The sequence below is a fragment of the Pseudomonas sp. HD6422 genome (assembly GCF_025377065.1).
Lineage (GTDB): Bacteria > Pseudomonadota > Gammaproteobacteria > Pseudomonadales > Pseudomonadaceae > Aquipseudomonas > Aquipseudomonas putida_U.
On sequence record NZ_JAHWIW010000043.1, the window covers coordinates 13,603 to 35,502 of the forward strand.

The following is a 21,900-nucleotide window of genomic DNA, read 5'->3' on the forward strand; positions in this document are numbered from 1 at the left end:
AAAAGCCGTTATAAAGCGTTTAACTGTCACTGTGAGCGAGACAATGAACCCCTACGAAGACATGCGCATTTTCGCCCAGGTCATGGAAGCCGGCAGCTTCACTTCTGCCGCCGACCGCCTCGGCATGTCCAAGCAATCCGTCAGCCGGCGCCTGATGCAACTCGAGGAGCGCCTTGGCGTGCGCCTGCTCAACCGCTCCACCCGGCGTCTGGATGCCACGCCGCTGGGCCAGCACTATTACCAGTCGGCGTTGCGTCTTCTGGGTGAGGTGCAACAGGTCGAGCACGATATCAGCGGCCAGACCCAGGCTTTGCGTGGCACCCTGCGGCTGAGCGCGCCGCTGTCGTTCGCCATGGCGCACCTGAGCTGCCTGCTGACCGAGTTCCTGCGGCTGCACCCGCAGGTGGATGTGGAGGTGGACCTCAGCGATCGTGCCGTGGACCTGATCGGCGAGGGCTATGACCTGGCGCTGCGTATTGGCGCGCTGGAGGACTCCAGCCTGATCGCCCGGCGCATCGCCAATGTCGAGCGGGTGTATTGCGCAAGCCCTGGGTATCTCGAAGCGCGGGGTGTGCCGAGCTGCCCTGAGCAGCTGACCGAGCACGATTGCCTGCCTTATGGGCATTCACGGCAGGTGCAGTGGCAGTTCAGGCAGGGTGGCAAGGTTCAGTCGATTCAGGTCACCGGGCGCATGCGCGCGAACAACGGCGAGATGCTACGGGACGCGGCGGTTGCCGGGATGGGGGTGACCTACCTGCCGACATTCATCGTCGGCAAGGCGTTGGCGGAGGGGCGGCTGGTCCCGGTGCTGGCGGAGTGGGCTCCCGCGGCGCTGCAGTTGTCGGCGGTTTATCCGCAGCATCGGCAGGTGGCGCGGCCGGTGCAGGGGTTCGTCGAATTCTTGCGTGAGCGCTTGGCCCAACTTTGATGATGTGATCTAGGGTCTCTTCGCGGGCTTGTCGGGGCGCCGAACCGCCGCGAAGAGGCCAGTACAGATCAACAGGTCAATTCATCGACCCCCACCCATCCCCCCTCGAACTCCTCCATCGCATCGAGCATCGCATCACGGAAGTACGCCAGCGAAGCGCGGTCGAACAGCAGGTACAACGCAGGCCACGCCTCGCTCCCGACATTCACCACGATCACGTTGATCCGCGCCGCCGACGTCTGCGCCACGGCCCCCACAGGGAAGGCTTGATCGCGGAGGTCGACACCGCATAACTTGGCCATCACCGCACTGCACTGCTGCCCGGACAACTGCAGCCAGGCATGGCTGTCCTGACGTGGCAGCAGGTAGTTGCGCGAGGCATCCTGCACCCACTGCGCCTCCTCGGCGGCTATCGCTGCGCCCAGGTCGGCCAGACTGCCGAGCAGCAGGTACTCGCTGGCTGACAGGCGCGCCACCCAGGCACCGTCGTCCTGGCGCAAGGCCTGGTTCGGCTGCGCAGGCAGGCGGTAACCCCGCTGTTGCAGGTAGGCGGCACTGTCGCCTCCGCGAAAACCGACCCGCGCCAGCTCGCTCAGGTCGCTCAGCGCGCAGCTCTGCAACCGCTCTGTACACGGGCTGCGGGTGGGTAAGGCTTCGGCTTTCAGGCGGTTCATGCTATGCGCTCCTGGCGTGAGTTGTCGGGGTCGAAGAACGGCAGTTGCACCACTTTGGCGCTGACCATCGCGCCGCCTTCCACGCGGATCGGGATGTGCATGCCGGGGGTCGCCTGGTGGGCGCCAGCATAGGCCAGACCGATGATCTGCCCCAGGGTCTGCGAGTATTCGCAGGAGGTGACGTTGCCGGAGATATCCGCACCGTCCAGGACCAGATGGCCTTCCAGGGGCTGCGCGCTGCCTTTGGGCAAGGTGAAGCCGACCAGCTTGCGCTTGAGGGGTTGCGCTTCGAGGATCTCGATGGAGCGCTTGCCGACGAAGAACGGCTTCTTGCGACCGATGGCCCACTGCGTGTCGATTTCCGCCGGGTGGGTCATGCCGTCGGTGTCCTGGCCGATGATCACGTGGCCCTTTTCCAGGCGCAGCAGGCGTTGGGTCTCGACCCCGAACGGGCGGATGCCCAGCTCGGCGCCCGCTTGCATCAGCGCATCCCACAGGCGCTCGGCATGGCGTGCCGGCACGTGCACCTCATAGCCCAGTTCACCGACGAAGCCGACCCGCAGGATCCGCGCCGTAATACCTGCCACAGTGCCCAGGCGCACGCCCAGGTAGGGGAAGGCTTCGGCTGACAGGTCGACGTCTTCGCACACCTTGGCCAGCACGCGCCGCGACAACGGTCCGGCGAGGTTAACGGCAGCCAGGGCGGCGGTGACGTTGGTGATGTCGACGTCCAGGCGCCACTGGGCATTCCACTTGAGCATCTGCTGGTAGAGACGATCGACGCCACTTGTAGTGGCGGTGACGTAGAAGTGCTGCTCCGCCAGGCGTGCGCAGACGCCGTCGTCGATCACCACCCCGTGCTCGTTGGTCATCAGCGCGTAACGGGTGCGACCGATAGCCAGTTTGGCGAAGCCGAAGGTGTACAGGCGCTCGAGCAGCTCGGCGGCATCGGGGCCACGTACGTCAAGGCCACCCAGGGTGGACACATCGATCAGGCCGACTTTTTCCCGCACATGGCGGGCCTCTTCCTGCATGCAGCGCTCGCGTTCGTCGGCAGCGCCATAGTAGGCCGGGCGCTGCCAGCTACCGGCGGGCATCATCTTCGCCCCGGCCTGCACATGGCGCTGGTGCATCGGCGTCTGCCGGTACGGGTCGAAGGCCCGTCCGGCGACATGCGCGAGCTTTTCCGCCTGGAATGGCGGGCGGGCCGTGGTCACGCCGGTTTCGCCGATGCTGCGGCCGGTAGCCTGGGCCACCAGTCGCGCGGTCGGCAGGGCTGAGTGGCGCCCCTGGGACGGACCCATGCCGACCGTGGAGAAGCGCTTGACCAGTTGCACGTCGCGGTAGCCACTGCGGGTGGCATTGACGATATCGCGAACCTGCAAGTCCTCGTCGAAGTCGACGAAGTCCTTGCCCTTGGGGTGAGGAAAGATCGGCCAGGGGAAGTTGACTCTGGCTTGTGCGCCAAGCGCCGGCACTTCGGCGGCTTGCAGGCCCAGGGCGGTCACTGCTTGCGCTGCCCCGCGGGCGGCATCGGCGAGGACGTTGTCGAGCTGGTGGTGGCCGTTCACGGAGCCTGCGATATCCAGCCCGGCGGGCAGACCGGCGAGAGTGAATTCGTCGCGGTTGACGTCATAGGCGAGCTTGCCGCCGGCCTGGCATGGCAGCTGGTACACCGGCATGTAGCCAGCCGACATGCATAACAGGTCACACGCCAGGCGCAGGCCGTGTTCAGCAACCTTGCCTTGGCCAGTGATAGTGCGGAGGTCGACGCCGGTGACATGGCCCGTGCCGGCTTCAGGCAGGGCTTCGTACACCGTGCTGCCCAGGTGCACAGGTATGCCGCGGCGCTTGAGCTCGCTGGTCAGTGCGCTGTCTGCGGGGGCGGCGCGCATGTCCACCAGGGCGGCGACCGCCACGCCCTGCTCCTGCAGGTCGAGGGCGGCCAGGTAGCCATCATCGTGACCCGTGAGGACCACCGCACGCTGGCCCGGTTTGACCGCGTACAGCTTCATCAAACGTTGGGCGGCGCTGATCAGCATTACCCCAGGCAGGTCGTTGTTGCGGAACACCACCGGCTGGTCGAACGAGCCAGAAGCTACTACGCAGCGTGTGGCGCGTACCTTGTACATGCGTTGGTGTTGGATCACTGGCAGGTAGTTGTCGGTGAACCATCCATTGCAGGTGGCTTCCAGCAAGACCTGGATATTCGGGTGGTCCTCGACCTCTGCCAGCAGTCGCTCGCGCAACTGTCCGGCGCGGGTGCCGGCGATGTCGAAGCGAGCGTAGGTGAGCGAGCCGCCGAGTACCGGCTGCTGTTCGATCAGCAGCACCTTGGCCCCCGCTTTGGCCGCATCCAGCGCAGCGCGCAGGCCAGCCGGGCCCGCACCGATCACCGCCACATCCACGAACAGATAGGCCTTGTCGTAGTACTGCGGCTGGAAGCCGAGGTCCAGCACGCCAAGACCGGCTTTCTTGCGTATCAGCGGCTCCCAGACCTTCCACATGCCCTTGGGCTTGTAGAAGGCGCGGTAATAGAAGCCAACCGGCATGAAGCGTGAGAACTTGCCCAGGTACGCATCGCGGTCATGCTGGAGGCTGCCGTTGAAGTTTTGCCCCTCGACCACAAGTCCATCATCGGCGGCCTGCATGTCGGCCAGCACGTTGGCTTCGTCGGGCAATTGCACCAGGGTGTTGGCGTCTTGCCCGGCCATGCTCAACGGGCCGCGCGGACGATGGTATTTGAACGAGCGAGACAGCAGCCAGCGGCCATTGCCGAGCAGGGCGCTGGCGATGCTGTCGCCGACGAAGCCCTGGCAAGGCTGGCCGTCGAAGGAAAACTGCAAGGGCCGCTGGCGGTCGATCAGCAGGCCCATGGGCGCGGGAAGGCGGTTAATGTGGTTCATCCAGCGATCTCCGGTGTGACGGCAGGGGCGAAGTCGACGCGCTGGTCGAACATTTCCTTGGGGTCGAAGGTTCGCAGCACCTGGTCGCTAACAGTGTGGCGCTCGGCCAGAAACCAGTAGCTGGAGGCGTTGTGCAGCCACCACTCGATGACGGTGCCGGCCAGGTTTTCGCTGTTGAACACATAATCGGCCCACTCGGCATCGCTGCAGGTGGCTGGGTCGGGCATGCGCTTGAGCTCGCCGCCATAGGTGAACTCGCTGATGTTGCGCGGGCCGTTCAAGGGGCAGGTCAGGATCTTCATCGTGCAGTCCTCTAGTGGCTGGCCGCGGTGGCGCCCATTTCGTTGACTTGCTGGAAGCGGCTGAAGCGCTCCAGGGCAAAGGGCGCGATCATGTCCGGCACCTTGCCGCCGCTGGCCACCAGTTCGGCCATGGTCTTGCCGCAGATGGGCGTGGCCTTGAAGCCCCAGGTGCCCCAGCCGGCGTCGAGGTAGTAATTGTCCACCGGGGACAGGCCCATGATCGGGCTGTAGTCCGGGGTCATGTCGGTAATGCCTGCCCACTGGCGCATCAGCTTGGCGTTGGCCATGAACGGGAACATTTCGATGGCGTGGGCCAACAGACTTTCCTTGAGGTCCAGGGTCGAGCGGGTGTTGTACAGCGGGTAGGGGTCGGAACCGCCACCGAAGACGATCTCGCCGCGGCTGGTCTGCTGCACATAGCAGTGCAGCGCCGAGGAACTGACCAATGGATCGAGAAACGGCTTGAATGGCTGGGTGACCATCGCCTGCAGCGGGTAGGTGTGGATCGGCGCGCGGATGCCGGCTTTGGCCATCAACAGTGAACTGGCGCCGGCCACTGCCTGCACCACGCAGCCGCATTGCACCGTGCCACGGTTGGTCTTGACCGCTTCGATACGGCCTCGGCGAATGACCAGGTCCTGCACTTCGGTGAGTTGGTGGATTTCCACGCCGCGCTTGGCTGCCTGCTTGGCGTAACCCCAGGCGACGGCGTCGTGGCGGGCGGTGGCGCCGTCGATGTGCCAGAGCCCGGCCAACACCGGCAGGTGGCCGGGGTCCAGGTTCAGGCTGGGTACCAGTTCGCGGATCTGCTGGCGATCGATCATCTCGGTGCGTCCGCCAAAGTGCTTGTTCACCTCGGCGCGCTGGCGGAAGGCGCGCACGGTGGCATCGGTGTGCGCCAGTGTCAGTTGGCCGCGCTCTGAATACATGATGTTGAAGTCGAATTCGTTGGACAGGTTCTGGAACATCCGCACCGATTCGGCATAGAAACGCACACCCTCGCTGGTGAGGTAGTTGGAGCGGATCACCGCCGTGTTGCGTGCGGTGTTACCGCCGCCCAGGTAGGATTTTTCCAGCACGGCGATGTTGCTCACGCCGTGGTACTTGGCCAGGTAGTAGGCGGTGGCCAGGCCATGGCCGCCACCGCCGATGATCACCACGTCATAGCGTGGCTTGAGTTCGCTCGGTGGCGGCAGGTCGACCTCCACCGGGTAGTCGGCGCTCAGGCCGTATTTCAGCAGGGCGAAAGGCATGGGGTGCGCTCCTGGCGGGTGGCCTGTTGCTGCAGGTCGAGGGCGATCAAGGTGTTCTTCATCAGATAAGCGATGGTCATCGGCCCCACGCCTCCGGGCACGGGGGTGATGGCCGCGACCTGAGGCAGGGCGGCCGTGAAATCGACGTCGCCGACCAGGCGGCTGTGGCCGCCTTCATCGATACGGTTGATACCGACGTCGATCACCACCGCCCCGGGCTTGAGCCAGTCGGCACCGATCAGGTGAGGTTTGCCGACCGCGGCCACCAGGATGTCCGCCTGACGGCACAGGGCCGCCAGGTCGCGACTGCGTGAGTGCACCACGGTCACCGTGCAGTCCGCTTGCAGCAGCAGCGCGGCCATGGGTTTGCCGACGATGTTCGAACGGCCCACCACCACGGCATGCTTGCCGCGCAGTTCGCCACAGGCTTCGCGCAGCAGGCGCATGCAGCCACTGGGCGTACAGGGAGTGAGTACATCGCGGCCTTGGGCGAGGCCGCCGACGTTCTCGCTGTGGAAGCCGTCCACGTCCTTGAGCGGGTCTATTGCCTGGAGAACACGGTGCTCGTCGATGTGTGCCGGCAGCGGCAGTTGCACGAGGATGCCGTTGACGGCCGGATCGCGGTTGAGCCGGTCGATGAGGGTCAGCAGCTCTGCCTGGGTGGTGTCGCCCGGCAAGCGATGTTGCAGTGAGCGAATGCCAACCTCTTCGGCGCGCAGCACTTTATTACGTACATAGACCTGACTGGCCGCGTCCATGCCCACCAGGACAACCGCCAGGCCCGGCTGCACATCACGCTGGCGCAGGGCCTGGACCTGTTCGCGAACCTCGGCCAGCACCCGTGTCGCGGTGGCCTTGCCATCGATCAGCTTGATGTTGGGGGAGGCGCTCATTTGAAGATCACCGTGCGGTCGTGGTTGAGGAATACCCGATGCTCGAGGTGGTATTTCACGGCGCGGGACAGGGCGATGGTTTCGGTGTCGCGGCCGATCGCCACCAGATCGTCTGGAGCGTAGGCATGGTCCACGCGTTGCACTTCCTGCTCGATGATCGGGCCTTCGTCGAGATCGCTGGTGACATAGTGCGCAGTGGCACCGATCAGCTTCACCCCACGCTGGTAAGCCTGATGGTAGGGCTTGGCACCCTTGAAGCCCGGCAGGAACGAGTGGTGGATGTTGATCGCCCGGCCCGACAACTGCCGGCACAGGTCGTCGGAGAGGATCTGCATGTAGCGCGCCAGCACCACCAGCTCGGTAGCGGTCTCCTCGACGATGCGCATCAGCGCCGCTTCCTGTTCGGCCTTGGTCTCCTTGGTCACTGGCAGATAGACGAAGCGAATGCCCTGGCGCTCCGCCATCGGTCGCAGGTCGAGGTGGTTGGACACCACGGCGGTGATCTGCATGTCCAGCTCGCCTTTGGCGTGGCGGTAGAGCAGGTCGGACAGGCAGTGGTCGAACTTGCTGACCATCAGCAGTACGCGCATGGGGCGGGCACTGCTGTGCAGGCTCCAATCCATGTCGAAGCGCTGGGCGACGTCGGCGAAACCGGCTTGCAGTTGCGGGGTGTCGCCCGTGCAGCCGGTGTTGTAGCGGAACACGGCGCGCATGAAGAAGCGGCCATTGTCCTCGTCGTCGAACTGCGCCATTTCGCTGATGTAGCAACCTTGCTCGGCCAGGTAGGTGGTCACTGCAGCGACGATGCCGGACACAGCCGGGCAACTGACGCGCAGGATGAAGTGGTCGGGAGCGGGATGCATGTCGGGGCCTCGTGGTGAAGTGGGGCAGGTCGGCACAAGGGCAAAAGATGTCGCGGGCGGCGAACGATGTTTCTTTATAGGAATATTAATTTCTCTTGAGCGATTTATAGGCGATCACGGGGTGAATGGTCCAGAGGTTTGTGAAATTTTTTATCCTGGTAGGAATATTGGTGGAAGAGCAGGGCGCTGCTTTCGTGGTGGTTGTCGCTTGCGACTTGCCGAGCCCTGGCCGCTACAGGCTATGCTTGGCCAATGAATACACCACTTCCATGGCGCCAGCCCTGCCCGCCGGGGGCGTGCGATTGCGGTCGGGAAAATCTGGCCGAACAGCCGTCCTCGGCCCAGCGCATCCTCCTGCTGACCCGTCAGGAAGAAAAGCGCCTGCTCGAGCGCCTGGAGAACCTCAAGGACCTGGAAGACTTGCAGCGCCTGCAGGTGCGAATGTTCGAGAACCTCGGCATCCGTGTGCATATCTCGCCCGGTTTCAACGAGGTGCGCACCATGCGTGGCATCGTCATCGAGCTCGAAGCCCTGCCAGGTTTGTGTCGCAAGACCCGGCAATCGATCCCGGCGGCCATCCGTCGTGGGCTGGAGCGCAATCCACAAGTCGCCTATCGCCTGCTCGACGCCCATGACCTGCTGCGCGATGCCTGAATGCTGAAGGCATCGGCCTAATTTTCCTGAAGCCGGCTACGTCTATTTGGGGCCCTGCGCCAAGTGGGGCCAGAGACGTTCAGACCAGGAGAAAGACAGGCCATGACAGGTGGTACCGACCAGGCAGCAGACAATAGCCGAAGCCGCAGCCCAGTGAACACGCTGAACCTGTTGTGCCTGCCCTATTCCGGCGCCAGCGCCATGGTCTACAGCCGCTGGCGCCGCAAGCTTCCGGCCTGGTTGCATGTGCATCCGGTGGAACTGCCGGGGCGTGGCGTACGCATGGGCGAGCCACTGCACACCGACATGCAGGGGCTGGCCCGGCAGCTGGCGGGCGAGCAGCGCCTGGCCGCCAGCACGCCCTACGCCTTGCTAGGCCATAGCCTGGGCGCGTTGCTGGCCTTCGAGCTGGCCCACGAGCTGCAGGCACTGGGTTGCCTGGCTCCGCGAGCGCTGTTTGCCTGCGGGACGGCAGCGCCGACTCGGCGGGAGGACTATGCGGGTCGGAACTGGTGTGAGGCGAAGTCCGACGAGCAGTTGATCGATGAACTGCGTGAGCTCAACGGCACGCCGGAAGCCGTACTGGCCAATGCCGAGCTGATGGCGCTGACGCTGCCCGTCTTGCGTGCCGACTTCCTCCTCTGTGGCCGTTACAGCTACCGGCAGCGCTCCCCCCTGGGCTGCCCGCTGCACGTGCTTGGTGGCGCGGCGGACCAGGCCAGCGAAGCGCAGTTGCTGGCTTGGGGCGAGGAAACTGCGGGTGAATTCTCGCTGCAGTGGTTTCCCGGCGGGCACTTTTTCATCCACGAACACGAAGACCGCGTGCTCGCCACGCTGACCGATGTCCTGGAGCCCCTGCGCCGGAGTGCCTGATTGACGTCACTGCCTGCGTGGGGGACGCTATGCCTTTTCCCAGGCAAGGGGCAGGCAATGCTGATCGATCCACACAAGGCTACGTTGTTGGCCGTCGACCTTCAGGAGAAACTCATCGGCGCCATGAGTGACCCAGCCGGTACCCGTGCCCGCGCGCGTTGGCTGTTGTCTGCCTGTAGCGAGCTGAAGTTGCCGATCGTGATGTCCGGGCACCCCAAGGGGCTCAAGACCTATCTCGCCGGTGAGCAGCCCTGAACGGCCGGCTGTTGGCGTTCGGCCTGGCTGGCCTGGCGCTGTTGCAAGGTTGTGCCGGGCGTCAGGCGGCAGAGCCCGAGGCCGATCCGACCAAGGTGCGTGCCCAGCTGATGCGCCTGTTGCCGGCCCAGGCCAAGGACCGGGCAGGTTGGGCCAGGGATATCCAGGTCGCGTTCAGCGCCCAGCGCATCGCGCCGAGCAAGAGCAACCTGTGCGCGGTGTTGGCGGTCACGGAGCAGGAGTCGACCTTCAGCGCCGACCCTCAGGTCCCGAACCTGGGTCGCATTGCCCGGGATGAAATCGATCGGCGCGCCGCACGCTTGCATATTCCGCGCATGCTGGTCGATGGTGCGTTGAACACCTCCTCGAGCAACGGCCAGAGCTATCAGCAGCGCTTGTTGGCGGTGCGCAGCGAGAAGCAGCTCAGTGCCCTGTACGATGAATTCATCGCCCAGTTGCCCTTGGGCAAGACCCTGCTCGGCGGCCTCAATCCGGTGCACACCGGTGGGCCGATGCAGGTGAGCATCGACTTCGCCGAGAAACATGCGCAGGACTATCCGTACACCTACAACGGCACCCTGCGCCAGGAAGTGTTCACTCGGCGCGGCGGCATGTACTTCGGTATCGCGCATTTACTGGGCTATCCGGCGAACTACGATCGCCAGCTCTATCGCTTCGCCGACTTCAACGCCGGTTGGTACGCCAGCCGCAATGCCGCATTTCAAGCGGCCTTGGCCAAGGTCAGCGGTGCCGATCTGGCGCTGGACGGCGACCTGATAGCACCGGGGGCGATCCTGCCGGGTAACACCGAGCGGGCAGCCCGTACCTTGGGGGCCAAGTTGGGTCTGCGCAATCCGCAGATTCGTGCTCAGCTCGAACAAGGTGACAGCCTGGGCTTCGAAGACAGCAAGCTGTACAGCGGCGTCTTCGCCCTGGCTGAGGGGCGCGCCGGCAAGCCATTGCCTAGGGCGGTATTGCCCGGAATCGAGCTGCAGAGCCCGAAGATCACCCGCAAGCTGACCACGGCGTGGTTCGCCAGACGGGTGGATGAGCGCTATCAGCGGTGCATGGAGCGCTAGAGGCAGGAACCGACGAACACGATTGACCCTGACAATCCGCCGGCCCGATATTCGGTATCGTCTCGCAAGGCGCAAGCCGACAGGGCGCGCACCAGACGCCCTGCCGGCTTGGAAGAGGCGGAGGGCGATCAGGCGCTGGTCAGAGCGACCGTCGGTTGGCTGCGGCCATGGTGGCGGGCCAGGTCGTGGTATAGCGCTTGGCTGATTTCCGCAGCGCGCGATGGCAGCACCGACAGCAGGGTATCGCTCAGGCCATGACTGCTCTCACAGAAGCCTTGCAGGTACACCGAGGCGTGCAGGTCTTCGCTGGCCAACACCCGATAGTTGCGATCGACGCTGAAGTCCTCGAGGTAGCCGGCCAGGGGTGCCAGCAGGTCCCGGTGCGAGCGACGCTCGTAGCCGGTAGCGAGGATGACGGCATCGTAGCGGTGGGTCTGCTGTTGGCCGGTGGCCAGGTCGCGCAAGGTCAGTTCGATGCCATCGCGGGTTGCGACCACCGCTTCGACCTGGCGGCGGCACAGCACATTGTGGCGGAACTGGTGGGCGACCTTCTGGCGGTAGAGGATGCCGTAGATGCGCTCGATCAGGTCGAGATCGACCACCGAATAGTTGGTGTTGTGGTACTCGCCGAGCAGCTTGCTGCGCTGGTCGGCCGGTTCGTTGTAGACCAGGTCGGTGTAGTCGGGCGAGAAGATCTCATTGACGAACGGGCTGTCGTCAGCCGGTTTCAGGGCCGAGCCGCGTAGCACCATGTCGACCTTTACCGAAGGGTAGCTGTCGTTCAAGTCGATGAACGCTTCGGCCGCGCTCTGGCCGGAGCCGATGACTGCGATACGCATGGGTTTGCCCTCGGTGCAGGGCAGTTTGCTGAGGCTGCTGAGGTACTGGGAGTGGTGGAATACCCGGGGATCGTCCTTGAATGCCCCGAATTTCTCGGGAATCTTTGGCGTGCCACCGCTGCCTACCACCACCGAGCGGGTGCGTCGACTGTATTCACGTCCCTGCTGGTCACGCGATACCAGGCGCAGGTGCTCGACCCGTCCGCCCTGGAGCTCCGGCTCGATGCGCAACACTTCCTCACCGTAAACCGCCTGGGTCGCGAAGTGCTCGGCGGCCCAGCGCAGGTAGTCGTTGTACTCGAGGCGGCACGGATAGAAGGTGCCCAGGTTGATGAAGTCGGCCAGGCGTTGCTTCTGATGCAGGTAGTTGACGAAGCTGTAAGGGCTGGTGGGGTTGCGCAACGAAACCAGGTCCTTGAGGAAGGAGATCTGAAGCTCGCTCTGGGTGGCCAGGGTCTCGCCGTGCCAGCGGTAATCCTTCTGCTTGTCGATGAACAGGGCGTCGAGGGCATGACCCTGGCTCTGGGCAAGCTCTTCCAGGGCGATGGCCAGCGCCAGGTTGGAAGGGCCGAAGCCCACGCCGATCAGGTCTTTGATTGTTTCCGGGTTTGAAGACTGGCTCATGGCTGCGATTCCATAAAAGTCGAATGTGGACGCCCGCCGGGGAGGCGCCGGCTCCTGCGCAAGTACATTTGTTCAAACGAGCCAGGTAGTGGGGAATTTACCGGGGGGGGTTGCAGCGAGGTCGCGGCCGAGGCTAAAGAGTTGCGTCGCGTGGCCGATAAGCAGGACAGCTCAAGAACCCCCATGGACGCGTTTCAGGCAGGAATCAAAATGGTAGGAATCAGTTCGGTCACGATCAGCACGGCAGCCAGCCAGGCACAGGTCACCAGCACCGATGTGGCGGCCAGTGAGGGCACCGAAGACAGCGCGGGCTCTGTTCAGGCTGGCACCTCCGGCAGCCAGGCGGCCAGTCAGGCGCAAGGGGCGGGCGGCGCGGCGGGCAGTGGTGCCAGCAGCAGCGACAGCAGCGCCTCCTCGGCCATCAACGAGCTGAAGGAAATGATCAAGGAGTTGCAGAAACAGCTGGCCGAGCAGCAGAAGGAATTGGCTGCGTTGCAAGCCAAACACATGGACGAGTCGGCAAAAGCGGCGGCAGTGAGTGCCAAGCAGGCCAGCATCGCCACCCTCAGCGGTCAGATCCAGGCCGCGACGGCGCAGTTGCTGGAATTGCTGACCGCCGAAGGCGGCAGCGCCACCGGTAGCATCGTCAGTACCCAGGCCTGAGGGCCGTGCCAGGCCCCCAGGTCGTCGGGGAGCGGTGCGCTTACTCCGAAGCCAGGCGGGCCTTGTTCTGGCGGTCCGATTTGTATTGCATCGCCACGGCCGGGGCCGGCTTGGCCGAGCCGGTTTCCAGCCACTGGCGCATGCGGCTGGCGTCGGCGAAGTGAGTGTACTTGCCGTAGGCGTCGAGGATCACCATGGCCACCGGGCGGTTGTCCATCCTGGTCAGTAGCACCAGGCAGTGGCCGGCTTCGTTGGTGAAGCCGGTCTTGGTCAACTTGATGTCCCAGTTGCTCTTGTTGACCAGGTGGTCGGTGTTACGAAAACCCAAGGTGTAGTTGGGCTTGCGGAATGCCACGGTCTTTTCCCGGGTGGTGGACAAGGTGCTCAGCATCGGATACTTGCGCGAGGCCAGCAGCAGCTTGGCAAGGTCGCGGGCGGTGGAAACGTTCTGCGTCGACAGGCCGGTCGGTTCGACATAGCGCGTGTGGCTCATGCCCAAGGCGCGGGCTTTGGCGTTCATGGCCTTGATGAAAGCCGGGTAACCGCCGGGGTAGTGGTTGGCCAGTGTGTTGGCGGCGCGGTTCTCCGACGACATCAGGGTGATCAGCAAGGTCTCGTGGCGATCGAGCTGGCTGCCCAGCCGCACCCGCGAATACACCCCCTTCATCTCGGGGTTGCCGGCGATGGTCATGGTGAGCATTTCGTCCATGGGCTGCTTGGCGTCCAGCACCACCATCGCCGTCATCAACTTGGTGACCGAGGCGATGGGTACCACGCGGTCGGCGTGGCTCGAATACAGTTCCTGGTTGGTGTTCAGGTCGATCAGCAGGGCGCTGCCGGAGGCCAGGTGCAACTTGGACGGGTCATTTTTCACCTGGGATGGGGGTTGTGCAGCAGCGGTCGACGGTAGGGTCGCGGTACCTGTGAGCAACAGCAGCAGGCTGAGGATGGACAGGGATGTTTTCACGTTGAGGCTCACTAAAAGTTGGTATGTCGTTGGCTGTGCAAGGGTTTTCCCCCTCGAAACCCGTGCATTCTGGAGTATGGCTCAACCTCTGTCGAATGCCTTATGACTAAAGGGCGCAAGGTGAAGGATATTTAATCCTGTACCAATTCTGTACCAATTAGCTGCTGCTCCAGCTTCGCCAATTCGGACCAATCGTTGGCCGAAGTAAGCCACTTTGCATAGGTGGAAAGAAGCACTTGCACCGAGTGCCCAAGCTGCCCTGCAATGAAGGCAGGATTCATCCCTGACATGAGACACATCGTGGCATAAGTGTGCCGACAGTTGTACTGGGGCCGATGCCTCAAGCTCAGCGCTTTCATCGCGTGGCCGAAGTGGTTGGCCGGCGTTTCCGGCACGGTCATATGCGGCGAGGCGCCGGACGGCTGGAAGATAAAAGGCGAGGTCGTCGAGACGCGCCGCTTCTGCCGGGAACGGTAGTGCGCGATCTCCTTGGCCCGCTCAAGCGCCGCCAGGGCCCGGCTGTTCAGCATGACGGTTCGGGTGTACTTGGTCTTGGTGCGCTCGATGACCTGTTTTTCAACTACGATCCGGCAGATGTGCGCCGTCTTCTTTTCCCAGTCGATCTCGTCCCAGCGCAGGGCCATGATTTCTCCGGTGCGCATCCCGGTGTAGAAGGCGAACTCGTAGAAGGCTGCGTAGACTTGGTGACACCGGGTCAAGTTGGCATACAGCCACTCAATTATCGAATCCGCCTCTTCCACAGTGAAGGGGTCTACCTGCTTCCTGCTCTTCTGTGGCAGCTTGATAGGATCCGCCGGGTTCTTATCGACTACCCCATCAAACACAGCCTGCTTGAAAAGCCGCTTCGCAATGGCAATTGCTGCGCGCTTTACGGTAGAGCTCTTCCACTCGGTCGCCGTGACCACCTTCCTCAAGTCCATGGTTGATATGCCCTTGATGGGGCGTACCGCCAGGTTGGGCATCCAGTAGTTATTCAACAACCCCTTGTAATTTACCCGCGTGTCATTCACCACTTCCAGGCTATCCAGCCAGCTTTGCGCGTATTCGCCGAACAGCAGTTCGTTGGTCCTGGTGATGTAGCCCGAGCTTGGGAAAAGCTCGGCGTACCGTTGTTCATCCAGTACGCCGTGCTTGGCCAGGCTGACTACCTGAGCGCGTAGATCGGCTGCCGCTTTGATCCCCTTGGCGGTCTGGGGATGCGCGAGTGTTTCGGATCGACGCTCACCGTTGACAGTAAAACGGATGCGGATTGATTTGCCGATGAACTCGACTCCAGTGGGTAGCCCCAGCTTCCTTCCAGCCACGCTTCGTATCTCCTGATGCTGTAAAAGATCCTGCCGTCGATTTTCTTCCAGACCCCCTCGGGGATCACGCCACGGCTTCGCTTTCCTTCCAGTGCGCGCTTGGTGGTGCCGATCAGCTCAGCCATCCGATCCTCGGGCACCTTGTCTTGCACCCAAGCAATGGGCGCCTGTTCTTCGTCTTTCATGGGTGGTCTCCACGCCGCCGGTGGCGGCAGGTTGTTGGTCAGGCCGACGGCACAGGCTCGACGATGTAGTAACTGGTGCACCGGCAGCGCGGACAGATCATGGTGCTGGCACCCTTTAGCCATTTGCAGGGAGCAAGAACGCGCTCGCTTTCCTTGTGCTGGTTGCGGCACCTGCTGCACTTCACGGTGTTATCGGACATAGGTCATCCTCGCCCGCGCATGTCGGCGGGCTCATGTGGTTTAATCGGGGTTCAATGGGAGGAACGATATGGCCAAGGAAACTAGAAAGCCGTGGGGCTATGCAGCAGTCACCCTGATACCAACTGGTATCGGGTTCGCTTTAAGTGGGCTGATGACAGAGCAGCCTGCATTCATCTACAGCGGCCTTGGCATGGCCATACCGGGTGTGTTGCTGGCTGCGACGCATTTCTGGTCGGCACGCCGGCGGGCTTGAGTAGTAGGGGAGGGGTTACTTCTTCTTAAGGTCGGCCTTGCGCTTGCGCTCGGCCCGGACGAATTCTTTGGACGTGCTGGCAAGTCCGCCAACCACGTCCTCTGGCATGAGAGCGTTGTTGCAGTGAGGGCAGAGAGGCGCCATGGTCGTGCTTCGCCATGCGTCGTCCATTGCCTTTGCGGCTCGACTGCGGAGCTGGAATTTCTCAGCCTGGGCCAGTTCATCTGCCCGGCGATTGAGCTTGCTTACCGCGCCGGCGTAGCGCTCGACAAGGAAGATGAAAGCATCGAACGCCTCTACCTCGGTCTCGCAATCGCTGCACCAGACGCGCCGCTCCTTCTCGTCGTAGACCATCTTCCGGTGGCGGCATGAGGTTCTTGGTCGACGGGTAAGGCCGCGCGCCACCCGGATGTCTTCGATCTGGACAATCTTCACGCCGAATGACCAGTCTTGCGGCTCGATAGGCGCGTCACTCATCGCGGCCCCCTGTAGATCAGGTAGGCCATGTAGGCTAGGGCGATCATGGCGCCACCTGCTTACTGTATCCGGCGTCGATCATCGCCTCGATCACCTGTCGGGAAACTGCCTCTGCGGGGATGTCACCCCGGAAAGACTCAAGCGTTCTTGCTATGGCCGTGTGAGCATTGCGGAGCTTGTGCAGGCGTTCATCAGCAGCGATTTGCTCTGGCGTTCTGATTGGGCGGAATCGTTCGATGGCCTTGTGTGGCAGTCGCTCCTCAACAAGAGGGCGGCCGTTCTGGTACGAGGGGCGGGTAAATACGATGCCCAGCTCAGTAACCGCGGTAATGGTCGCCTCGACCCAGCCGAGAACGTTGGCCTTAAACTCGCACTTTGTGCCAACTGCAGGTAGACCTTCACCATCCCAGCGCGCCGGCCGCGGCGTTATGTACTGGACCTGGCCACGCGTGAAGTTGTGCCGGTGATCGCCGGTCCCGCCGCCATAGGGGTAGGCGCGATCCTCGGCGCCGACCACGGCGTACTGGTCCATGTTGATCCACACCTCGGTGATGCCGTGATGGGCAACCAGGCCGTGGCCGTCTGCCCACTCAGGCGCCTTGCTCCAATCGATCTTGCTCACAGCTGATACCTCTCATCAATCCAGCGCCCAGGCGCCGTAGCGGGCGTAGGTTCGGGTTGGGTTTCGTGCGGGGAGAGCTGGCGCTCGTTGCCTGTATGGAATGCTTGAGACATAGCTTCGCCTCGCCGCCATTCGGCGGAACAGTTAGGATTGATGGAAAGAAGGCAGACCACGAAGGTCTACCACGCAAAAGCCTTGGAAAGGCTCAGACCTTGTTGTGCAAGCTGGATGAAAAGACCATGCCGGATATTGAAAAAAGATATCGCGCTTACAAATTGCTGCGGGAGCTGGACTCGCTCACTTCCACCACCATGAATCAGGTAGCTTACGGCCGCTTGGGAGGGCCAGCATGGCAAGCCGCATGCGAGGCGCACCGCGCTGCGTTCAACGCCTGGATCGAATTTGCTGATTCGCTTGCAGCCGAAGCGAAAGACAGAGACTGCGCTTCCAAATCCCAATAAAACTTATACAGAAGTGAAAGTCTGTATAAGTTTAATGCCGACTGTCGCTTCGCTAAATTTTCTGATCTACGTCACTTGAAGTTTTTTGTGTGCGATTTATTTTGACCCTCTAATGGATGAACAATAAAGATTGGAGGAGGGTCACATGCGAGTTCGTGGAAATGTGTTCTGGGATTGGGCAGACCCGCAGCTCCATCATCGTGCCCATGATGAAACACTGGACGACGGCACGCACATTGATGTTCAGGTCAGGCTTTCTAAGACAGGCCAAACGCAGATGTTCATTGGCGTGTACGCGCCTCAAGGTATGGCGTTGCACGAAGAGGCATTCAATTCTCGACCAGGCGAATCGATGACGCGTGCTCTGGCCTGGGGCGTTGGGCGGGCGCGCCGGATAGCAATTGAAGGCTTAACCGCCGTCGAACACACTGCTTCTGCTGGGTAGAGCTGCCCTTTCTCTGGCTGGCTCGGGATCGGAACTGAGCCAGCCTCTCTCCGCCGCCATATCGCGACAGTGAATAGAGGGGAGAGGGGTTACATCTGATCGGAGTACATTTGTACTCATGTGGTCACGAGTGCTGTCGCGCCGGGGAGGGGCTGGTGTGGGGGCACCACTTACAAGTTCCACCTAGGCCGCAATCACCACCATCGAGACATTTACCTGGTTGGGCTGCTGGCGCGATCGGCTCTGCGCTGGCAGATAGGGCGGCGGATATCCTCCGCTTGTCGGGCCAGGACAAGATCGTCTTGCCTTCAAGGTCGCGCAGCAGCGCATCCCGCTCGGCCAGCTTAGCTTCGGCGGCGTCGTATCTGTCGCCCAGCTTGTTGCGGTCTTCTCGGGCCTCGGCTAGCTGGGCGCGCAGGCCTTCGATAACCTTCATCTGCTCATCGGCCACGGCCTTCCAGCGCACGTTAGGATCGGCGTGGGTGTAGAGCTTGGTTCCATCTGCAGGCAATGAGCTGCATGCGGATTCAAGAATCCTAACCCTGTAACCAGAGGCGTCGATGCTGAAAACAGCCACCGGCTCGCCCTGGTGCTGCTCGGCTGGCGCTGCACCGGTCATTGGCCCCAGGCCAACAATCTGCAGCCCAGTCTCTGCTGCATCCCTCTCTGCCTCTTCTTTGGTCCACCAGAAGGCAGTACCAACCATCCAGGCTATGGGGTCGGGGTGGGGCTGCGGGGCTGGAACCTCGAATTCCTTCGAGGTGGCCAGAACGTAGCGACTACCACAGTCAGGGCATGCAGCCGCAATAACGTTCTTCCGCCCGCAGCCTGGGCACTTGTCTTCCACTGGCTCAGGGCCGCTCCAGTCGCATTCGTGGCACGCGCCGAGAGTGCTATGGGCGTCATCGATGCCGATGTGATTGCATCCTTCGCACTCTCGGACCTCCACGTAAATTCGGTTGCGCTTCTGCACTGGCGCAACGCTGACCATCTCTTTGTTGCTTGATCGGTTTTCTGTGGGAATGGGGATACCTCAAGTTGAGTTTCAGCTTCCGAAAAGACTGAGCTGCGATTCGGCGGGTTGTTCGCGAGCGGCGGTGACCTTGGCCAGCTCGTGCTCAATGCGCGCCTTGGCGATCGCCAAGTACTCCGGGTCGAGCTCGCAGCCGATGAACTCGAATCCTTCGCGCATAGCTGCTTTGCCAGTGCTGCCGCTGCCCATGAACGGGTCGAGCGCGGTACCGCCCGGCGGGGTTACCAGGCGCAGCAGGTAGGCCATTAGGTCGGTGGGCTTGACCGTGGGGTGGTGGTTGCCATTGCGCTTGGGCCAGTCCGCCTGCTCGCGCTCACGCATGGTGGCGCAGGCGGTCACAGCCGGCTGCTCGCCGGCAGAAAGCCCGTCGTTGCGATCGGCGCGGCTAGCCTTGGCGCAGTAGAAGAACCGCGCTGCGCTGCCCGAGTCCATGCGGCGCTCGCCAGGCTTCATTCTGAACCCGACCAGTCCGGCATTGCTGCTGTCTGCCGATGGTTCTGAGCCCCGGCCGCGCCGCATGGCTCCGTAGGCGTTTTGGGTCTTCCTGGCTTCGCTGTTGGTGCTGGCGCAAGCGAGCTGGCCGGGAGCGTCCGGGAATTGCTCGAGAACCACCGGGCTCCCGTCATGTACCAGGTTGGCCGGCCAGCGACCCACTCGCTCGGAATGATCAAGTCCATCCCGCTGGTCTTTCTTCCGCCCGCTTTCTTCCGCGCTTTTTTCACCAGGGCGCTTGGGGAAGGCGCCGTTTGCACCGCGGGAATGAGTCGATACAACCTCACTCCCGACTCGGCAACCGTCTATGTTCAGCGCCCCAGTGCCATGCGCAAGTACGTTCGCCGCTACAGTGCCAATAAGCGGCTTGCGCGCAACAGTGACTGGCTCAAGAGCAGGCTTGAGCGCCGTGCCCCAGCCAGCCATCCCGTCGACATCGTTTCCGATGTTGCGGGACTTAGGGAATCCAGATCCGTACACCCAGGCGATCATGTCGCGGATCTCGAAGCCGGCGTCCTCGATGCGCACGGCCATACGGTGCTGGGTGCGAGTGCCGGCGAACGCCAGCAGGTGGCCGCCAGGCTTGAGCACGCGCAGGCATTCCGCCCAGATATCGACGCTGGGCACGTCGTAGTCCCAGCGCCTGCCCATAAAGCGCAGTCCATAGGGCGGGTCGGTAACGATGCTGTCGACCGAGTTATCGGGCATGGCACGCATCGCATCGATGCAGTCGCCAAGGTGAAGCGTGTAGGTCATGGCTTGCTCCATGCGTGCAGGCGCCGCCCTCGCCGGGGAGGCGTTATCGTTGAATAGGGGAAGGCGCTGGCGGGCAGCGACGGAGGGTCAGGCGGCGGCGTCTTCAGCCGCAGGCTTTGGCTGGTAGACCAGCGTGCCGTCGAGGATGGCGGCCTTGATCGCTTCGAACTCCCAAGCGTAGTACTGCGACTCGACGTAAACCCGTAGCTCGGGGTAGTCGTGCTGCTTGCGGCGAATGAAGGCCTCGGCCGCTTCCTTGGTGAAGTGACTATTCACGATTTCCCAGCGCTTGTTCCAGCCGGTGACTGTGTGGTCGTCAAGTTCGCCCAGGAACTCCCACTGGTCGTCAGTATCAAGCTCGATGAAATTGCACTCGTATCGATCGTGCACAGCTAGGTCGATTTCGTGCTGCTCTTCCTCGTCGAGATCTGCCCAGTATTCCTCAGGGCTGAACCAGGTATTGCCATCCAGGCAGACCGCTGTCCCCTCGGCGTACTCGGGGTCGAACCCATAGTCGATCCGCTTCTGCTGCACAGTGAACAGGGCGCATGCCGTGTGGTGCCACTTCACGCCCTGGCCGTTGCAGTGATGGCGAAGGCGGGCAACGAAGTCCTGCCAGGTGTCGGCGTCCATCGGGTGGCCGGTTGCCAGGCTCGGGCTGGCTTCGGTATCGCTCATGGCTTTCTCCATGCATGGCGCCGCCCTCCGTGCTGGTGGCGGCATGGTGGCAATTTGGTTTTGTATGGGGTATTACGGGTGACCGGCATGGGGCCGGATTAAAGGAGACGCAGATGAGTCAGAACGACGGAGCAATCGAAATCACTCACAAGGGCGTACTCGTGCATGCTGCACCGTATGCACCTCAAGGCACCATCGAGCATTTCCACATCGTAAAACCTGGTTCGCTTGATGTGCTGCATACCGTCGAAGGACCTTGGGAATCGCAAGCCGCGGGCAAGGAAGGTGTGATCGCAGCGGTTGAGAAGCTTATTGAAGATGGCAAGATTTAATCTGCCAGCTCGATTCTCAGCGCCTCGCGCGCCCTAAAGTTCTCAAGCTTCCGCACCACAGAAGGCGAAACCGTGATTTCGTGGCGCGGAGGTGTCAACAGCGGCAGGGCACCGCCCGGGCCAAGCCCATGCAGGTGATGAATCATCAGCGTCATCGCCTCGCCCTGTTCCTCGATCCCAGCCCACTCCATCAGCTCAAGCAGCGCCTGTTTAGTCCCTGGTCGAACCTTCAAACGCAGGTCTTCTTCCTGCAAGCGCTCCGCCTTGGCCCTGCGCTTCTCGTCACGCTGCTGCTGCGTCAGAGCCATCATCGCCTCCATTGCGCACGAAGCGGGCGCCAGGCCCGATATCGAGCAGGTCGCACACCCGGTTGATGATCTTGAGCGCGGCGTCGAATACCTCGGCGTCGTCCGGTTCGCGGGCCAGGCGTTTCATGTTCGGCTGGTGCTCGAGGCAGACCTTGTCGACCAGGCGGCGAGCCAGCCTGCGCAGGTGATCGGCGCTGTCGTGAAGGCGAAGGCTCAGCGCAAACGCCAGGGCCACATCATCAGGCCGGTACCGTCCACCGCTGCGGGTGATGTACAGCTTTCGCACCGGCTTGCGCATTGATGCGTCGAAAAGGGATGCCATGCTCGACCTCCTGCAGGCCGCTTGGGGGAAGGTGCAAGTGCTCACGCCGCCTTGTTCTTAGCAGCGCGCTTCGGATTTTTCTGCTCAATCTCAAGGTCCATGTCGTTCCAGCCGGCCAGGAACCAGGAGCCGTGGAACGTGTGATAGGCGAATGGGTTAGCCAGCTTGCTGCCACCGGAGCGGCGGCAGTCCCGGCCTTCGTAGTAAACGCTGGGGTGCTCGCCGCGATCGCTCATG

At 62.6% G+C, this 21,900-nt stretch carries 26 protein-coding genes and 1 pseudogene; 10 read left to right on the forward strand and 17 right to left on the reverse strand.

The window, feature by feature from the left end; translation table 11 throughout:
- The first annotated feature begins 43 nt into the window (after positions 1-43).
- Positions 44-928 (forward strand): LysR family transcriptional regulator, encoded by an 885-nt coding sequence (locus tag KY379_RS23920; protein ID WP_133326856.1) that lies wholly within the window; start codon positions 44-46, stop codon positions 926-928.
- A gap of 68 nt (positions 929-996) precedes the next feature.
- Here the strand turns inward: KY379_RS23920 and KY379_RS23925 are convergent, their stop codons facing one another.
- The 6 genes from KY379_RS23925 to purU are packed head-to-tail and all read right to left on the reverse strand — an operon-like array spanning position 997 to position 7,819.
- A complete protein-coding gene (locus KY379_RS23925) occupies positions 997-1,602 on the reverse strand; it encodes a sarcosine oxidase (protein ID WP_261241634.1) in 606 nt (201 codons plus the stop codon).
- Positions 1,599-4,508 carry a 2Fe-2S iron-sulfur cluster-binding protein gene (locus tag KY379_RS23930; protein WP_261241633.1) on the reverse strand — a complete coding sequence of 970 codons (2,910 nt, stop codon included), beginning with the start codon at positions 4,506-4,508 and terminating at the stop codon, positions 1,599-1,601. Before KY379_RS23930 ends, KY379_RS23925 begins: the two co-directional genes overlap by 4 nt.
- Complete coding sequence (locus KY379_RS23935; protein WP_133326852.1) at positions 4,505-4,810, reverse strand: sarcosine oxidase subunit delta; 306 nt, start codon at positions 4,808-4,810, stop codon at positions 4,505-4,507. The genes KY379_RS23930 and KY379_RS23935 overlap by 4 nt, the downstream gene beginning before the upstream one ends.
- 11 nt (positions 4,811-4,821) lie before the next feature.
- Positions 4,822-6,063 (reverse strand): FAD-dependent oxidoreductase, encoded by a 1,242-nt coding sequence (locus KY379_RS23940; protein ID WP_196172778.1) that lies wholly within the window; start codon positions 6,061-6,063, stop codon positions 4,822-4,824.
- Entirely contained in the window at positions 6,045-6,956 is a 912-nt protein-coding gene (gene folD, locus KY379_RS23945) for a bifunctional methylenetetrahydrofolate dehydrogenase/methenyltetrahydrofolate cyclohydrolase FolD (RefSeq protein WP_261241632.1), read from the reverse strand. Before folD ends, KY379_RS23940 begins: the two co-directional genes overlap by 19 nt.
- A complete protein-coding gene (gene purU, locus KY379_RS23950; protein ID WP_133326846.1) occupies positions 6,953-7,819 on the reverse strand; it encodes a formyltetrahydrofolate deformylase in 867 nt (288 codons plus the stop codon). The genes folD and purU overlap by 4 nt, the downstream gene beginning before the upstream one ends.
- 252 nt (positions 7,820-8,071) lie before the next feature.
- On the opposite strand from purU, the gene KY379_RS23955 reads away from it, so the two are divergent.
- The 4 genes and pseudogenes from KY379_RS23955 (at position 8,072) to KY379_RS23970 (ending at position 10,680) form a co-directional block, all read left to right on the forward strand.
- Positions 8,072-8,473, forward strand: a complete 402-nt coding sequence (locus tag KY379_RS23955) for a hypothetical protein (protein ID WP_133326844.1) — start codon at positions 8,072-8,074, stop codon at positions 8,471-8,473.
- A gap of 153 nt (positions 8,474-8,626) precedes the next feature.
- Positions 8,627-9,346: a thioesterase II family protein gene (locus tag KY379_RS23960; RefSeq protein ID WP_261241641.1), complete on the forward strand. Its 720-nt coding sequence runs from the start codon at positions 8,627-8,629 to the stop codon at positions 9,344-9,346.
- A gap of 57 nt (positions 9,347-9,403) precedes the next feature.
- Positions 9,404-9,586 (forward strand): annotated as a pseudogene (locus KY379_RS23965) (hydrolase); the annotation flags it as partial.
- A gap of 11 nt (positions 9,587-9,597) precedes the next feature.
- Positions 9,598-10,680: a DUF1615 domain-containing protein gene (locus KY379_RS23970; protein WP_409977296.1), complete on the forward strand. Its 1,083-nt coding sequence runs from the start codon at positions 9,598-9,600 to the stop codon at positions 10,678-10,680.
- 128 nt (positions 10,681-10,808) lie between these two features.
- On the opposite strand, the gene KY379_RS23975 is transcribed toward KY379_RS23970, so the two are convergent.
- Positions 10,809-12,143 carry a lysine N(6)-hydroxylase/L-ornithine N(5)-oxygenase family protein gene (locus KY379_RS23975; RefSeq protein WP_133326842.1) on the reverse strand — a complete coding sequence of 445 codons (1,335 nt, stop codon included), beginning with the start codon at positions 12,141-12,143 and terminating at the stop codon, positions 10,809-10,811.
- Positions 12,144-12,353: 210 nt separating this feature from the next.
- Here KY379_RS23975 and KY379_RS23980 point away from each other — a divergent pair, with 210 nt between their 5' ends.
- Positions 12,354-12,806 carry a hypothetical protein gene (locus tag KY379_RS23980; RefSeq protein ID WP_133326840.1) on the forward strand — a complete coding sequence of 151 codons (453 nt, stop codon included), beginning with the start codon at positions 12,354-12,356 and terminating at the stop codon, positions 12,804-12,806.
- A 40-nt stretch (positions 12,807-12,846) separates the two neighbouring features.
- Here the strand turns inward: KY379_RS23980 and pbpG are convergent, their stop codons facing one another.
- Together pbpG and KY379_RS23990 are read right to left on the reverse strand one after the other, a co-directional pair.
- Entirely contained in the window at positions 12,847-13,773 is a 927-nt protein-coding gene (gene pbpG, locus KY379_RS23985; protein WP_133326838.1) for a D-alanyl-D-alanine endopeptidase, read from the reverse strand.
- Between the two features lie 131 nt (positions 13,774-13,904).
- Positions 13,905-15,098 carry a site-specific integrase gene (locus tag KY379_RS23990; protein WP_261241630.1) on the reverse strand — a complete coding sequence of 398 codons (1,194 nt, stop codon included), beginning with the start codon at positions 15,096-15,098 and terminating at the stop codon, positions 13,905-13,907.
- Positions 15,099-15,551: 453 nt separating this feature from the next.
- Between KY379_RS23990 and KY379_RS23995 the strand changes: the two genes are divergently transcribed.
- A complete protein-coding gene (locus KY379_RS23995) occupies positions 15,552-15,737 on the forward strand; it encodes a hypothetical protein (protein WP_133330755.1) in 186 nt (61 codons plus the stop codon).
- A 15-nt stretch (positions 15,738-15,752) separates the two neighbouring features.
- Here the strand turns inward: KY379_RS23995 and KY379_RS24000 are convergent, their stop codons facing one another.
- Together KY379_RS24000 and KY379_RS24005 are read right to left on the reverse strand one after the other, a co-directional pair.
- Entirely contained in the window at positions 15,753-16,214 is a 462-nt protein-coding gene (locus KY379_RS24000) for a hypothetical protein (RefSeq protein WP_261241628.1), read from the reverse strand.
- 43 nt (positions 16,215-16,257) lie between these two features.
- Entirely contained in the window at positions 16,258-16,836 is a 579-nt protein-coding gene (locus KY379_RS24005) for a hypothetical protein (protein ID WP_261241627.1), read from the reverse strand.
- Between the two features lie 212 nt (positions 16,837-17,048).
- Here KY379_RS24005 and KY379_RS24010 point away from each other — a divergent pair, with 212 nt between their 5' ends.
- Positions 17,049-17,297 carry a hypothetical protein gene (locus KY379_RS24010; protein WP_261241626.1) on the forward strand — a complete coding sequence of 83 codons (249 nt, stop codon included), beginning with the start codon at positions 17,049-17,051 and terminating at the stop codon, positions 17,295-17,297.
- Positions 17,298-17,442: 145 nt separating this feature from the next.
- A complete protein-coding gene (locus KY379_RS24015) occupies positions 17,443-17,742 on the forward strand; it encodes a hypothetical protein (RefSeq protein ID WP_261241625.1) in 300 nt (99 codons plus the stop codon).
- Between the two features lie 124 nt (positions 17,743-17,866).
- Here the strand turns inward: KY379_RS24015 and KY379_RS24020 are convergent, their stop codons facing one another.
- The 3 genes from KY379_RS24020 to KY379_RS24030 all read right to left on the reverse strand — a co-directional run bounded on the left by KY379_RS24020 (position 17,867) and on the right by KY379_RS24030 (position 20,701).
- Positions 17,867-18,733 carry a hypothetical protein gene (locus KY379_RS24020; RefSeq protein ID WP_261241624.1) on the reverse strand — a complete coding sequence of 289 codons (867 nt, stop codon included), beginning with the start codon at positions 18,731-18,733 and terminating at the stop codon, positions 17,867-17,869.
- A gap of 54 nt (positions 18,734-18,787) precedes the next feature.
- Positions 18,788-20,023 carry a DNA-methyltransferase gene (locus tag KY379_RS24025; RefSeq protein WP_261241623.1) on the reverse strand — a complete coding sequence of 412 codons (1,236 nt, stop codon included), beginning with the start codon at positions 20,021-20,023 and terminating at the stop codon, positions 18,788-18,790.
- An 87-nt stretch (positions 20,024-20,110) separates the two neighbouring features.
- The gene (locus tag KY379_RS24030; RefSeq protein ID WP_261241622.1) at positions 20,111-20,701 is read right to left on the reverse strand and encodes a hypothetical protein; all 591 of its coding nucleotides are present in this window, start codon (positions 20,699-20,701) and stop codon (positions 20,111-20,113) included.
- Positions 20,702-20,814: 113 nt separating this feature from the next.
- Between KY379_RS24030 and KY379_RS24035 the strand changes: the two genes are divergently transcribed.
- Positions 20,815-21,033, forward strand: coding sequence for a hypothetical protein (locus KY379_RS24035; protein ID WP_261241620.1), 219 nt, complete (start codon positions 20,815-20,817; stop codon positions 21,031-21,033).
- Here the strand turns inward: KY379_RS24035 and KY379_RS24040 are convergent.
- Genes KY379_RS24040 through KY379_RS24050 form a run of 3 tightly spaced genes read right to left on the reverse strand, consistent with a single transcriptional unit; the run spans position 21,030 to position 21,899 of the window.
- Positions 21,030-21,341, reverse strand: coding sequence for a hypothetical protein (locus KY379_RS24040; protein ID WP_261241619.1), 312 nt, complete (start codon positions 21,339-21,341; stop codon positions 21,030-21,032). The genes KY379_RS24035 and KY379_RS24040 overlap by 4 nt on opposite strands.
- Entirely contained in the window at positions 21,316-21,663 is a 348-nt protein-coding gene (locus KY379_RS24045; RefSeq protein ID WP_261241617.1) for a hypothetical protein, read from the reverse strand. The genes KY379_RS24040 and KY379_RS24045 overlap by 26 nt, the downstream gene beginning before the upstream one ends.
- A gap of 41 nt (positions 21,664-21,704) precedes the next feature.
- Positions 21,705-21,899 carry a hypothetical protein gene (locus tag KY379_RS24050; protein ID WP_261241616.1) on the reverse strand — a complete coding sequence of 65 codons (195 nt, stop codon included), beginning with the start codon at positions 21,897-21,899 and terminating at the stop codon, positions 21,705-21,707.
- Between the last annotated feature and the right edge of the window lies 1 nt (position 21,900).

What these genes read in the sequence shown, in the direction of transcription:
- KY379_RS24025 (WP_261241623.1), bottom strand. Translation starts at nt 20,023, where the DNA reads ATGACCTACACGCTTCACCTTGGCGACTGCATCGATGCGATGCGTGCC.
- KY379_RS23935 (WP_133326852.1), bottom strand. Translation starts at nt 4,810, where the DNA reads ATGAAGATCCTGACCTGCCCCTTGAACGGCCCGCGCAACATCAGCGAG.
- purU (WP_133326846.1), bottom strand. Translation starts at nt 7,819, where the DNA reads ATGCATCCCGCTCCCGACCACTTCATCCTGCGCGTCAGTTGCCCGGCT.
- KY379_RS24045 (WP_261241617.1), bottom strand. Translation starts at nt 21,663, where the DNA reads ATGGCATCCCTTTTCGACGCATCAATGCGCAAGCCGGTGCGAAAGCTG.
- KY379_RS24020 (WP_261241624.1), bottom strand. Translation starts at nt 18,733, where the DNA reads ATGGTCAGCGTTGCGCCAGTGCAGAAGCGCAACCGAATTTACGTGGAG.
- KY379_RS24030 (WP_261241622.1), bottom strand. Translation starts at nt 20,701, where the DNA reads ATGAGCGATACCGAAGCCAGCCCGAGCCTGGCAACCGGCCACCCGATG.
- KY379_RS23920 (WP_133326856.1), top strand. Translation starts at nt 44, where the DNA reads ATGAACCCCTACGAAGACATGCGCATTTTCGCCCAGGTCATGGAAGCC.
- KY379_RS24035 (WP_261241620.1), top strand. Translation starts at nt 20,815, where the DNA reads ATGAGTCAGAACGACGGAGCAATCGAAATCACTCACAAGGGCGTACTC.
- folD (WP_261241632.1), bottom strand. Translation starts at nt 6,956, where the DNA reads ATGAGCGCCTCCCCCAACATCAAGCTGATCGATGGCAAGGCCACCGCG.
- KY379_RS23955 (WP_133326844.1), top strand. Translation starts at nt 8,072, where the DNA reads ATGAATACACCACTTCCATGGCGCCAGCCCTGCCCGCCGGGGGCGTGC.
- KY379_RS23930 (WP_261241633.1), bottom strand. Translation starts at nt 4,508, where the DNA reads ATGAACCACATTAACCGCCTTCCCGCGCCCATGGGCCTGCTGATCGAC.
- KY379_RS23975 (WP_133326842.1), bottom strand. Translation starts at nt 12,143, where the DNA reads ATGAGCCAGTCTTCAAACCCGGAAACAATCAAAGACCTGATCGGCGTG.
- KY379_RS23995 (WP_133330755.1), top strand. Translation starts at nt 15,552, where the DNA reads ATGGCCAAGGAAACTAGAAAGCCGTGGGGCTATGCAGCAGTCACCCTG.
- KY379_RS23940 (WP_196172778.1), bottom strand. Translation starts at nt 6,063, where the DNA reads ATGCCTTTCGCCCTGCTGAAATACGGCCTGAGCGCCGACTACCCGGTG.
- KY379_RS24040 (WP_261241619.1), bottom strand. Translation starts at nt 21,341, where the DNA reads ATGGCTCTGACGCAGCAGCAGCGTGACGAGAAGCGCAGGGCCAAGGCG.
- KY379_RS23980 (WP_133326840.1), top strand. Translation starts at nt 12,354, where the DNA reads ATGGTAGGAATCAGTTCGGTCACGATCAGCACGGCAGCCAGCCAGGCA.
- KY379_RS23925 (WP_261241634.1), bottom strand. Translation starts at nt 1,602, where the DNA reads ATGAACCGCCTGAAAGCCGAAGCCTTACCCACCCGCAGCCCGTGTACA.
- KY379_RS24050 (WP_261241616.1), bottom strand. Translation starts at nt 21,899, where the DNA reads ATGAGCGATCGCGGCGAGCACCCCAGCGTTTACTACGAAGGCCGGGAC.
- KY379_RS24015 (WP_261241625.1), top strand. Translation starts at nt 17,443, where the DNA reads ATGCGAGTTCGTGGAAATGTGTTCTGGGATTGGGCAGACCCGCAGCTC.
- KY379_RS24000 (WP_261241628.1), bottom strand. Translation starts at nt 16,214, where the DNA reads ATGAGTGACGCGCCTATCGAGCCGCAAGACTGGTCATTCGGCGTGAAG.